This is a genomic window from Ferrigenium straubiae, assembly GCF_051257895.1.
In the GTDB taxonomy this organism is placed as follows: domain Bacteria; phylum Pseudomonadota; class Gammaproteobacteria; order Burkholderiales; family Gallionellaceae; genus Gallionella; species Gallionella straubiae.
Window position 1 is genome coordinate 1,380,768 of the sequence record NZ_CP194331.1, and the last position, 12,277, is coordinate 1,393,044.

A 12,277-nucleotide genomic window follows, 5' to 3' on the forward strand; every position below is an offset into this window, starting at 1 on the left:
AATCTGATAAGTAAACCTCGAAGGGCGCGCATTCTATGTCAGGCATCCTGCCCTGTCAAACAAAAATAAACCGCGCCAAACCCCAAGCCCTCCGCTATTTTGCGCACAGGAAACACGCTGCCGCACAATCACCCGCTCACACGCACAACAGGCCGTCCAGCCAAACCTTCCAGCGCGCATACTTTTCGGGCAGTTGCGGCGCATCCCGGCCAGCCTCTATCTTCTCCGCAAGCCGGGTATCGGCGAGGGACGAGTCCGCCGCCAAGCGTGCCGCGCCAACCAGGCTGGCATCCGCCTGCAGCAGGCGGTAGGTAGTTGCGAATGGAACGCACCGTGCAATCCCCTGTTGCAGACAAGGTAGATTGGACAACCCTCCCGACAAATAGACGCGCTCGATGCCGAATTCACGGTGCATGTCCTCAAGGATGCGCGCCACCCGGAAGATGATTCCTTCCAGCAACAGCGCCGCAACGCGTTGCGCCGGCAACCGCTCGGCCGGTGCTGAGAACGTCACCCCGAAATCCCCCTTGAAATAGGGCGCTCCCAGCCCACCCGGTTCGGCAAGACAGAAGATATCGTCCCGCACCAGATCCTCCATGTGGCAGGCATCGACCGCATAGGGCGCCAGCGCCGCCGCAATGGAATTGAGCGTGCCCTCGCCACCGAAATGCACCTGCCCCGCACTGTCCTGCCAGACCAGCGTCTGCAGATACCCATCGGGAACATTGCGCCCCTGAGGGAGATAACGGATGACAAAGCCCCCCGTCCCGAGGTTAACTAATGCTTCCGGCTGCCCTGTGTGGATGCTCGCCACGAGGGCTGCCGATTGGTCGCCGACACTGGCCTGCAGGGTCAGGCCGTTCTCCAGCGGCAGTGCCCACCCGGCGGAAGGCCAGATTTCCGGCAACACCTGGCGCGGAACGCCGAACAGTTCGCACAACACCGGCGACCATTGTTGGCTATGTATGTCCATCAGCAGGGTGCGCGCCGCCATCGAAACATCGGCCAGGTGATGCCTGCCACCGGTCCAGCGCCAGATCAGAAAAGTATCCAGCGTCCCCAGCAGCCATTCGCCGCTGACCAGCCGTTTGCGCCACGACGGATTCCCGCGCAGCAGTACGCGCAGTTTGGGGGCGAGGTAATAGGCCGCCAGCGGCAACCCGGTGAGATCGCGTATGACGCTTTCCTCGCCGCGCAGCACCGCGCAACTCTCCGCGCCGCGATCGTCCTGCCACGAGATCAGCGGCGTGAGCGGCCGCCCGCTGGCGCGCTCCCAGATCAGGAATGAGGAGCGCTGGCTGCACAGGCCCAGCGGCGGACACGCTGTCGTCTGCGCCCGGCATTCGGCCAGTACCGCATCGGCAGCTTCGACGTAAACCAGCGCATCGCTCTCGTAGCGCCCGCCGTCCGATGTCACTTCAGGCGCTACCCGCGCAACGATCCCGCTGAGCGTGCCATCCCCGGACAGCAGCCCGGCCTTGACCGAGGTCGTACCCAGATCGAGGGCGATAGCGCGCGTCACTGCGGGCAGGCCTCGACCTCTTGCGCGACCCTGCCCGCATCCCAGCCCAGTACCGGTGCGACCAGTTCGGCCAGGCGGCGCAAATCGCTTTCATTCAATCGTGTCAGGATCAGCAGCGGCAAGCGGCGGCGCAGCAGATCGGACAGATGCACCGCCATCTCATCGCGGGCGCAAAACAACAGGTCGGCCAAAATGAAGGGCAGGTCGGGCACGATGCGCCCCATGAGTTGCGGCCTTTCCTCGACAAGGCGAAAAACCTCCTCGGCACGCCGCCCATGGCGGCGCAGCAACCACTTCGCGCTTCCGGCATCGATACCGAGGCGTTTGGCATGCGCACCGTTTTCTTCCAGCCATGCCGAAAAAGCCTGCTGCGGCTTCCAGGGGAAATCCCGTTGCCTGGTCGCACAGGCAGCGCCGACGCCGAGCGCAGCGCACACGGCATCAACGATACACGCCGCATCTTCGCGCGCCGAGGTAAGCTTGCCGCCGATGGAGTAATGCACGCCGTTGCCCGCGGTCTTCAGTTCCCAGTCGCGGCTCACAGCTGCGGGCGATGCCTCGTCGCTGCGCTTCATCACACGCAAACCGGCATAGCTGCCGACCACATCCTTTTCCGTCCACGCCGTCTTGAGGTAGCGGTTGGCCTCAGTCAGCAGGTAGTCGACCTCTTTCGGCTCGACAGCGATGCGATCAAGGTCGCCGCCGTAGTCCTCATCGGTGGTACCGAGCAGCGTCATGCCGTACCACGGGATCATGAAAAACACCCGGCCATCGGACTTGGCGGTCAGCAGCAAGGCCTCATCCGTCACCAGCGCCGGCATGACCAGATGCGTGCCCTTATCCAGCCTGCACCAGCCTCGCCCCTGCTCCGATGCCGCCATCCACTGGCCGGTGGTGTTGACGATCTGCCGCGCGGAAACTTCAGTACTGGCGTGGTCAAGCTGATCCTGCGCCGTTGCGCCGCTCACCCGCCCCTTTGTTTCAATCCATCCGGTCAGTTTGCAATAATTCACGCACACCGCCCCGGCATCCATCGCGCCGGCGGCCAATTCCAGCACCAGCCGCGCATCGTCGGTCTGAGCATCGCCATAGGTGAAGCCGCCTTTCAATCCATCGCCAGCGAGAAACGGAAAACGCCCGGCGAAGGCTCCCCGGTCGAAGTGGCGGTGGGCCATTTCCGGCCCCGGATGGTCGGCAAGGGAGTCGTACATGAACAGCCCTGCCTTCAACTGGAAGGTGCCGACACGGCTGTCCGCGTAGACCGGCAAGCCGAAGCGCAGCGGCCAGACGCGATGCGGCGCCGTCGCCAGCAGCATCTGCCGCTCTGCGAGCGCCTTCTTCACCAGCTTAAAATCGAGCGACTCCAGATAGCGCAGCCCGCCGTGGATCAGCTTGCTGGATGCGGAAGAGGTCGCGCTGGCCCAGTCGCCCTGCTCCACGATGGCGACGCTCAAGCCGCGCAAGGCCGCATCGTAAGCCGTCCACGCGCCATAGATGCCGCCGCCACAGACCAGCAGGTCGAACCGGCGGCCCGCCAGCAATGAAAAATCGCGTTTCATCCGTTCCTCATCTGCAAAGCCTCTTGCGGCACATCGCTGATCAGGATGTCCACACCCAAAGCGAGCGCACGGTTTATTTCTTCGTCGCTGTTGCAGGTGTAGACCGCGATGCGCTTGCCGTGCTCGCGCAGCACGCCGACCATGGCCTCATCCAGTGTATCGACATGAACGCACAGACCATAAAGGAAGGGCTGGGCAAGCAATACCCCGTGCGCGAAATCCGCGCCGTGCTCCGGCTCCAGGTTGAGCACCAGGGGGAAGTCCGGATCGCGGCTATGCGCGTAGAGCAGGCTATTCAGGTCGAATGACGATACCAGGATGCGATCGTCCGCCACCGCGCCGGCCAGTTCCAGCACCTGCCTGACCTTGGCTTCATGCCGCGCAAGCTGCTCCCATTCGCGGTTCTTGATCTCCAGCAACAGGCGGCAGCGCGCACGATATGCCGCAAGGAATTCGCGCAGGCTCATGATGCCTTCCGGCGCTGCCGCCGGAGAAAAATGCGCGGCGAAATCCATCGCCTGCAACTCGGCATAATCGAAGTCGTCGATACGCTTGCCGGGCAGGCCGAGCTTGTCGAGAAATCGGTCATGCCACAGCACGGCAACTCCATCGCGGCTGAGCTGCACGTCCGTTTCGATGCCGTCGATCGCATAGCACAGCGCCCGGTCGAAAGCGGGGCGGGTATTTTCCGCCGCTTCCCTGTTGGCGCCACGGTGGGCAAATATCAGCGATTGTCTGGAGTGGGTCATTTAGGGAAAGCAATCACGGCAAACTGTCGATGAACCGCTTCATTGAAACTTTAAGCGCCGCAAAATTCGGGTTGTACATCAAGCGCCGCAAGACGCCTGCCTTAAGGTTGGCCTCGGTGATTTCTCCCTGCCAAACCTCCTCGCGCCTGTTGTTGCAGGCGTTATATTTTTCCATGTCGCCGGGATAATAATGGATGGAGTTGGAATAAACTCCCTCCGCGCCGTAGTAGGCATCATCGGGCGGTAGCACGATGGACGTATGCGCGGAGCTTAATATCCTCTGCTCGGGCACCACGCTATTCACCAACTCCAGTTTTTCCGCCGGGATGCCGGGCGGTGATTTCTCTATGTCGGTGGTATAGAGCACCAGCTTGCTGGAGGGATGATATGCACGTGCCATGAAATCGAGGGTTGCCTGCGTATTGGCGGTGACATCGTCCCGGCTGGCTGCGGCAAATACCGGGATGCCGACTTTATGTTTCCGCAGCAAGGAGCTCAATTTTTTCGTCAGCGCGTGCACTTGGGCAACAGCATTTTTGGGAAGCGACTCGTACTTGTAGAGGCTTTTATCCAGCCTGATGCCGACCCATTTCGCCGACGGGATCAGCCAGCTATACAGCCTGTGCAGATTTGCCCAGGCCGCACGCGGCGTAATTTCAAGCGCGGGAGAAAACAAAAACAGGCCGCACACCCGGTCATCGCACAAGCTCTGGTAAACGCTCAGCCCGCCCCCGGCAGAAAGCCCGGCCAGGTAGACTTCATCGACTTCCTCCGCAAGCCTGTCCGTGCCATAAGCCACCGCCATGCTCCATTCCCGCCAGGTGACATCCAGCAAATCGCCGGGTTGTGTGCCGTGTCCCGGCAACAACAGGGTCATGGCACGAAAACCGTTTTCCTGAAAAAACCCGGCCAAATAACGCATGAAATAAGGTGAGTCGGTCAGGCCGTGCGTGAGCAGCACGCCGCGCCGATAGGTCTTGTCCTTTCCCCTGCACGCGTCCCCTGTGGGATGCAACTCGAATGGCGCATTTCCGGCGATTGCCTTTTCCAGGTCGGCTGCGCCAAGCCGGGTATGCACGCGCCGCAGCATCGCCGTCGTGCGCTGCACATACTCGCCAAACGACAGCCTTTCCCCGATGAAACAGGCGCTCTCGCCGGATGGACTATGCCTCGCCTCCAGGCGTACTTCACCACCCCCTATCCCGTTCATCGCCATCTTGTGACCGCCTCTGCCGGACATTCTAGCCGCTGGAAGTACACCATGCAGCCTCTCATCGAAGATCATACCGCATGTCATAATATCGCCGGCTCGTTACACCCAACTATCATGTCCTGGTTTTTTATCACCAACTTCATCGCCGCCTTCCTGCTGCCGCCGCTGAGCCTGCTGCTCCTGCTGGCGCTGGGCATCCTCCTGTTCTACCGCCGCAGCAAATTTGCCAAGTCGCTGCTGCTAACCGCCTTCGGCCTGCTGTGGCTTACCTCCACGCCCTATATTGCCGAGGGCGCGCTACACCTGCTGGAGGCGCGCACCGCCGCGCTGGATGGAAAACAGCAGGCCGATGCGATCGTGATCCTCGGCGGTGGAACCTATTTCCATGCGCCGGAATATGCCGGGCAGGACACCATCAGCGATGCCGCGCTGGTGCGCCTGCGCTACGGCGCAAAGCTCCAGCGCGAGACCGGCAAGCCCATTTTGGTGACCGGCGGCAGGCCGCTCGGCAACAGCGTTTCGGAGGCGCAGCAGATGCGCGCTTCGCTGGAACAGGATTTCCAGGTTCCGGTGCGCTGGACGGAAGATGCGTCCGACAATACCTTCGAGAATGCGCGCTACTCATTCCAGACCCTGCAGAAGGCCGGCATCAAAAAAATCTATCTCGTCACCCACGCCTGGCACATGCCGCGCTCAGCCGATATCTTCCGCCGCTCGGGATTCGAGGTCGTCGAGGCGCCGACCGCCTTTACCACGCGCTACCGGACCGACCTGTTCGCCTTCCTGCCCAACGCCGGATCGTTGCACGACAGCAGAATTTTCGTCCACGAAGTTATTGGATTGCTCTGGTATCGTGTAAAATTAGCAATCTCTAATATTTAGCTGATAAAGGAACAACATGAAAGCTCGCGTCAAATGGGTGGAACAAGTCTCTTTTCTGGGCGAAACGGAAAGCAGCCACGCGATCCTGATGGACGGTTCGCCGGCAGCCGGCGGGCGCAACCTCGGCCCGCGACCAATGGAAATGCTGCTGCTCGGCGCGGGCGGCTGCACCAGCTTCGACGTGATTTCCATCCTGAAGAAAAGCCGCCAGGCGGTCTCCGATTGCTGCGTGGAACTGGAAGCGGAACGCGCTGAAACCGACCCCAAGGTGTTCACCAAGATTCACATGCACTTCGTCATAAAGGGCAAGGACATCAAGCCCGAAGCGGTCGAGAAAGCCATCAAACTGTCAGCCGAAAAATACTGCTCGGCTTCCATCATGCTCGGCGCGACCGCCGCGGTCACGCATGACTTCGAGGTGATTCAGGAATAGGGCCGTAGTACGGGCTACTTTGAGCCCCGCTTTTTTTCCTGGAAGTAGTGGCACGACTCCCCGGACGCCTCTATGACATCAAGGATCGGCAGTCGCTGGCTTTTGAAATCAAGGGCACGGCAGCCATACCTGAAATGGGCGTCATGGGTAATGTAATAGTGGGTGCAGTTGTTGCAATCTACGGGCGTGTCGGCTGGTTCTGTATCCATGTGTGGCGACATTCGGCAACGGCGGCGGCAGTTTTTATCCAAACACTTTCGCCAGTTCCGCGCCCGGATCGTCCGCGCGCATGAATGCCTCGCCAACCAGGAAGGCGTTCACCTTATTGGCCCGCATCAGCCTGACATCCTCCGCCTTGAGGATACCGCTCTCGGTGACCACGATGCGGTCTTTGGGAATGCGCGGCAGCAGGTCGAGCGTGGTTTGCAGGCTCACCTCGAAGGTGCGCAGGTTGCGGTTGTTCACGCCGATCAGCGGCGTGGCCAGTTGCAGCGCGGCATCCAGCTCCGCGCCGTCGTGCACTTCCACCAGTACCGCCATGCCGAGGCCATGTGCCACTGCCTCGAATGCGCGCATCTGCGCCACATCCAGCGCGGCGGCGATCAGCAGGATCGCATCCGCCCCCATCGCGCGCGCCTCGTAGATCTGGTATTCATCCACCATGAAATCCTTGCGCAGCACCGGCAGCGCACAGGCGGCGCGCGCCTGCTTCAGGTACTCCGCGCTGCCCTGGAAGAATTGCGCGTCAGTCAGCACCGACAGGCACGCCGCTCCATGTTGCGCGTAGCTGACGGCAATTTCGGCGGGGCGGAAATCGGCGCGCAGCACGCCCTTGCTCGGGCTGGCCTTCTTGATCTCGGCGATCACCGCGGCCTGGCCGGTGGCAATTTTGCTGCGGATGCTGCCTGTGAAATCGCGCGGCGCCGCGGCCTGTTCCGCCTCGGCACGAACGGCTGTAAGCGGCTTACCAGCTAGTGCGTCGCTCACTTCCTGAGCCTTCACCGCAAGAATTTTTTTAAGGATGTCGGACATTGCTGCGCCTGCCTTCAAGAAAGGCGCGCATTTTACCCCAAGTGCTAAAATGCGCCCCACTCGCTTCAGGGAAACATCATGGAAGAAATCAAACAATACATGAAATCCGTCGGACAGCATGCCCGCGCGGCTTCGCGCGTCACGGCGCAGGCCGACACCAACGCGAAGAACCGCGCGCTGGAAGCCATCGCCTCCGCCATCCTCGACGGCAGCGCGCGGCTCATCGCCGAGAACGCGAAAGATGTCGCCGCCGCCAAAGCCGGCGGGCTGGACGCCGCCTCGGTGGATCGCCTGACGCTGACCGAGAAAACCATCAAGAGCATGGCCGAAGGGCTGCGCCAGATCGCGCAACTGGCCGACCCGATCGGCGAAATCAGCGGCATGAGCTACCGCCCTTCCGGCATCCAGGTCGGCAAGATGCGCGTGCCGCTCGGCGTGATCGGCATCATTTACGAATCGCGCCCCAACGTCACGGCGGACGCCGCCGGGCTATGCCTGAAATCTGGCAATGCGGCGATCCTGCGCGGCGGCTCGGAGGCAATCCATTCCAACCAGGCGATCGCGGCCTGCGTGCATGCGGGGCTGCGCGCCGCCGGGCTGCCGGAAACCGCCGTGCAAGTTGTGAGCACCACCGACCGCGCCGCGGTCGGCGAACTCATCACCATGAAGGATTACGTGGACGTGATCGTGCCGCGCGGCGGCAAGAGCCTGATCGCGCGCATCTCCGAGGAGGCGCGCATTCCCGTGATCAAGCATCTCGACGGCATCTGCCATGTGTACATCGACGACGAGGCCGACCTCGACAAGGCGATCCGCATCGCCGACAACGCCAAGACGCACCGCTACGGCGTGTGCAACGCGATGGAGACGCTGCTCGTCGCGCAGGAAATTGCCGCCAAGGTGCTGCCGCCGCTGTGCAAAATCTACCTTGAGAAGAATGTCGAACTGCGCGGCGACACTGCGGCGCGCGCGATCATTCCGCAGATGAAGGCCGCCACCGAGGAAGACTGGCTCACCGAATACCTCGCGCCTATCCTCGCGGTGCGCGTGGTCGCGAATCTCGACGAGGCAATCGCGCACATCAACACCTACGGCTCGCTGCACACCGACAGCATCGTCACCGAGAACTACACGAAGGCGATGCGCTTCCTGCGCGAGGTGGATTCGAGCAGCGTGATGGTGAACGCCTCGACGCGTTTCGCCGACGGCTTCGAATACGGCCTCGGCGCGGAGATCGGCATCTCCACCGACAAGATCCACGCACGCGGCCCGGTCGGGCTGGAAGGGCTGACCTCGCAGAAATTTATCGTGCTGGGCAACGGGCAGGTAAGAAGCTAACCGGGTGGCGCTTCATGCGCCTTTCCTGAAACCCCTTGCAGGAGAACAACATGAGCCAACCCATCGAAGCGAAAGAAGACAGCCTGCATGCCGAAGTGCTGGTTCTCGGCGCGGGTCCCGGCGGCTATACCGCCGCGTTTCGCGCCGCCGACCTCGGCAAGCAGGTGGTGCTGATCGAAAAACATGCCACGCTGGGCGGCGTATGCCTGAACGTCGGCTGCATCCCGTCCAAGGCGTTGCTGCATGTCGCCAAGGTCATCAACGAAGCCGAAGAAGCGGCGCAGCACGGCGTGACCTTCGGCAAACCGCAGATCGACCTCGACAAAATCCGCTCCTGGAAGGACGGCGTCGTTGCGAGACTTACCGGCGGCCTGAAGCAGCTCGCCAGGCAGCGCAAGGTGCAAGTAGTGCAGGGCGAAGCAAAGTTCGTCAGCCCCAACAGCCTCATCGTCGCAACCGCCGAAGGCAGCAAGACCGTCACCTTCGATCACGCCATCATCGCGGCGGGTTCCAGCGCGGCGCGCATCCCCGGCCTCCCCTACGACGATCCGCGCATCATCGATTCCACCGGCGCGCTGCAGCTTCAGGACGTACCACAGCACATGCTGATCGTCGGCGGCGGCATCATCGGGCTGGAAATGGCCACGGTGTACGACGCGCTCGGCTCGAAAATCTCGGTGGTTGAACTCGCCGACAGCCTGATTCCCGGCGCGGACCACGACCTGGTGCGCCCGCTGCACAAGCGCATCGAAAAACGCTACGAGGCGATCTACCTCAAGACCAGGATCGGCAAGATCGAGTCTCAAGAGAATGGCCTACGGGTAACCTTCGAAGGCGAACAGGCGCCTGAGCCGCAACTCTACGACAAGGTGCTGCTGACCGTCGGCCGCCACCCCAACGGGCGCAACATCGGCGCGGAAACCGCCGGGGTAGCAATCGACGAGCGTGGTTTCATTCAAGTGGACAAACAGATGCGCACCAGCGCACCACACATCTACGCCATCGGCGACATCGTCGGCGAGCCGATGCTCGCGCACAAGGCGAGCCACGAGGGCAAGGTCGCGGCAGAAGTCGTCGCCGGACACAAGGCCTACTTCGAGCCGCTGACGATCCCTTCGGTGGCCTACACCGATCCGGAGATCGCGTGGATGGGGCTGACCGAAACGCAAGCCAAGGCACAAGGCATAGCCTACGAGAAGGCCAACTTCCCGTGGGCGGCGTCGGGTCGCGCGCTGTCCATCGGCCGCGAGGAAGGCGCAACCAAACTACTGCTCGACCCGCAGACACGCCGCATCCTCGGCGCGGGCATCGTCGGCGCGAACGCGGGCGAACTGATCGCCGAGGCGGTGCTCGCGCTGGAAATGGGCGCCGATATGGAGGACATCGGCCTGACCATCCACCCGCACCCGACCCTATCGGAGACGCTCGGCTTCGCGGCGGAACTGGCGGAAGGTACGATCACCGACCTGTTGCCGCCGCGCAAAAGATGAGTTCGGAAATGGGAAGCCTTCCTATAAACCATAAATTAGATATTCAGCATCAACTGCGGTAGCGTGCCCAACTATGCCCGTGGAAAATAAATCGAAAGCTGGCTCGGTGCCGGCCTTATGGCTGGGGCTGGTGTTCGCCCTGACCTCCCTGGCCGGTGCAATCGCATTCGATCTCTATCTTGAGCATGACCGCACGACGAAACGCGAGCAGGACAGGCTGACGACCCAAGTGCGGGTTATTGCCGAAAACCTGGAGCGCCAGCTATTCAGCACCAATCTTGTGCTGGAAGGCTTCATTGGCGACCTGCCCGAGCTGGGAGCTGCATCCGGGCAGCGGGGGATGATGCGCCGCCTCACTGCGCTTACCGACGCCATGCCGGGTATCCGTTTCCTTGGTTTCATTGATGCATCGGGCACATTGATCGCGTCGAATATGGCCGAGTACGTGGGCGGAAATTTTGCTCACCGTGATTATTTCCAGGCAGTCAGGCAACATCCGGACGCAACCAGGCTCTACATCTCACCGCCCTTCAAAGCCGCCAACGATGTTTATGTTATGAATGTTACGCGGATGGTTCCGGGCCCGCGGGGTGAGTTTGCCGGAGTCATCACCGCCTCGCTCGACCCGGAATACTTCAAGACGTTGCTGTCATCCGTGCTATATGCGCCGGATATGTGGGATACCGTCAGCCACGGTGACGGGAAGCTGTTCCTGCTGATCCCGGAACGGGAAGGCAGCCAGGGCATTGACCTGAATTCACCCGACACCATGTTCTCCCGGCACAGGCTGAGCGGGCAGCAGGCCTCAGTGCTTACCGGGATGGTGCTGGTGACCAACGACTTCAGGATGATGGCGCTGCGCACTGTCCAGCCCAGCACGCTCAACATGGATAAATCCTTGGTAGTGGGGGCCAGCCGCAATTACGACCAGATTTTCGTGTCCTGGCGACGCAATGCGTTGATAAAGATCTTGTTGTTCGGACTGATCGCCATGGTTTCCTTTGCCGGACTGTATACCTACCAGCGTTACCGGCGGATTTCAGAGCGCCAGGCGATCGAAGCAGCCGCCAATTTGCGTCTCAGTGCGGAGCGGCTCCAGCTCGCTACCGAGGCGTCGGGTGTCGGCGTGTGGGACTACCAACTGGTGGCAGGCAAACTGGTCTGGGACGATTCCATGTATGCGCTCTATGGTGTTCCGCAAACGACTGCTCTTACCTATGATGCATGGCAAGATGCCATGCTGCCGGAAGACATGCCGAATGCGGAGGCCGCATTGAAGGCAACCCTGGAGAAAGGGGCTCCTTATGATCTGAATTTCCGCATCCGACGCGGCGATGGCGTCGTGCGTATCATTCATGCGCGAGCGCGCGTCCATTGCGATGCCGCCGGGAAGCCGGTGCGCATGGTGGGCACCAACGAAGATATCACCGAGCGCAAGGAACTTCAGGACAAGCTCGAACAGCAGGCCCGCCAGGACTATTTGACCGGCCTGTTCAACCGGCGCCATTTCATGGAACAGGGGCAGGTCGAGCTTTCGCGCGTGCAGCGCTACGGCAACACGCTCTCCCTTTTCATGATCGATATCGATCACTTCAAGGGCATCAACGACACTCATGGCCACAAGGCGGGCGATACGGTTTTGCAACGGCTGGGGGACATCCTGCGCGAGGCTTTGCGTACGGTGGATGTTATCGGGCGCATCGGCGGCGAGGAGTTCGCCGTATTGCTGCCGGAAACCGACCTGCCAAGCGCGACTGAGGTGGCGGAGCGCCTGCGGGAGCGGGTCGAAGGCACCCATGTCGTGCTGGAGGCAGGATCTCCGCTGCAATTCACGGTATCCATCGGCGTGACTGCGCTGAAAGAAAAAAACACCAATCTCGACATTCTGCTCGCTCAGGCCGACAAGGCGCTTTACCAGGCCAAAGAAAGCGGGCGCAACAGGGTGTGCATCGCAGGTTAGCGACCCGGTCGCAGCCGCAAGGCATTCAGGAGAAGCACGAGGCAGTTGAGCCGGGGGCATCAGCTCCGATTTTCAGGTTAATTATTCAAGGAATCCCGC

Annotated in this window: 10 protein-coding genes; 5 read left to right on the forward strand and 5 right to left on the reverse strand. The window is 61.5% G+C overall.

Annotated elements, in window-relative coordinates; all coding sequences use genetic code 11:
• Nucleotides 1-136 precede the first annotated feature (136 nt).
• From ACRRNM_RS06580 to ACRRNM_RS06595, 4 genes are read right to left on the reverse strand one after another with little or no spacing between them, the layout of a single operon-like run.
• Nucleotides 137-1,522: an FGGY family carbohydrate kinase gene (locus ACRRNM_RS06580; protein ID WP_435627433.1), complete on the reverse strand. Its 1,386-nt coding sequence runs from the start codon at nucleotides 1,520-1,522 to the stop codon at nucleotides 137-139.
• Nucleotides 1,519-3,081 carry a glycerol-3-phosphate dehydrogenase/oxidase gene (locus ACRRNM_RS06585; protein WP_435627434.1) on the reverse strand — a complete coding sequence of 521 codons (1,563 nt, stop codon included), beginning with the start codon at nucleotides 3,079-3,081 and terminating at the stop codon, nucleotides 1,519-1,521. Before ACRRNM_RS06585 ends, ACRRNM_RS06580 begins: the two co-directional genes overlap by 4 nt.
• Nucleotides 3,078-3,830, reverse strand: a complete 753-nt coding sequence (locus tag ACRRNM_RS06590) for a glycerophosphodiester phosphodiesterase (protein ID WP_435627435.1) — start codon at nucleotides 3,828-3,830, stop codon at nucleotides 3,078-3,080. Before ACRRNM_RS06590 ends, ACRRNM_RS06585 begins: the two co-directional genes overlap by 4 nt.
• Before the next feature lie 13 nt (nucleotides 3,831-3,843).
• Nucleotides 3,844-5,070 carry an alpha/beta hydrolase gene (locus ACRRNM_RS06595; RefSeq protein ID WP_435627436.1) on the reverse strand — a complete coding sequence of 409 codons (1,227 nt, stop codon included), beginning with the start codon at nucleotides 5,068-5,070 and terminating at the stop codon, nucleotides 3,844-3,846.
• 87 nt (nucleotides 5,071-5,157) lie between these two features.
• Between ACRRNM_RS06595 and ACRRNM_RS06600 the strand changes: the two genes are divergently transcribed.
• Together ACRRNM_RS06600 and ACRRNM_RS06605 are read left to right on the forward strand one after the other, a co-directional pair.
• A complete protein-coding gene (locus ACRRNM_RS06600) occupies nucleotides 5,158-5,925 on the forward strand; it encodes a YdcF family protein (RefSeq protein WP_435627437.1) in 768 nt (255 codons plus the stop codon).
• 16 nt (nucleotides 5,926-5,941) lie between these two features.
• Nucleotides 5,942-6,358, forward strand: coding sequence for an OsmC family protein (locus tag ACRRNM_RS06605; RefSeq protein ID WP_435627438.1), 417 nt, complete (start codon nucleotides 5,942-5,944; stop codon nucleotides 6,356-6,358).
• Between the two features lie 243 nt (nucleotides 6,359-6,601).
• Here ACRRNM_RS06605 and trpC read toward each other — a convergent pair whose 3' ends face one another.
• Nucleotides 6,602-7,390 (reverse strand): indole-3-glycerol phosphate synthase TrpC, encoded by a 789-nt coding sequence (trpC, locus tag ACRRNM_RS06610; protein WP_435627439.1) that lies wholly within the window; start codon nucleotides 7,388-7,390, stop codon nucleotides 6,602-6,604.
• A 78-nt stretch (nucleotides 7,391-7,468) separates the two neighbouring features.
• Between trpC and ACRRNM_RS06615 the strand changes: the two genes are divergently transcribed.
• The 3 genes from ACRRNM_RS06615 to ACRRNM_RS06625 all read left to right on the forward strand — a co-directional run bounded on the left by ACRRNM_RS06615 (nucleotide 7,469) and on the right by ACRRNM_RS06625 (nucleotide 12,178).
• Entirely contained in the window at nucleotides 7,469-8,728 is a 1,260-nt protein-coding gene (locus tag ACRRNM_RS06615) for a glutamate-5-semialdehyde dehydrogenase (protein ID WP_435627440.1), read from the forward strand.
• A gap of 50 nt (nucleotides 8,729-8,778) precedes the next feature.
• Entirely contained in the window at nucleotides 8,779-10,218 is a 1,440-nt protein-coding gene (gene lpdA / locus ACRRNM_RS06620; RefSeq protein WP_435627441.1) for a dihydrolipoyl dehydrogenase, read from the forward strand.
• A 73-nt stretch (nucleotides 10,219-10,291) separates the two neighbouring features.
• A complete protein-coding gene (locus ACRRNM_RS06625; protein WP_435627442.1) occupies nucleotides 10,292-12,178 on the forward strand; it encodes a sensor domain-containing diguanylate cyclase in 1,887 nt (628 codons plus the stop codon).
• The last annotated feature ends 99 nt before the right edge of the window (nucleotides 12,179-12,277 follow it).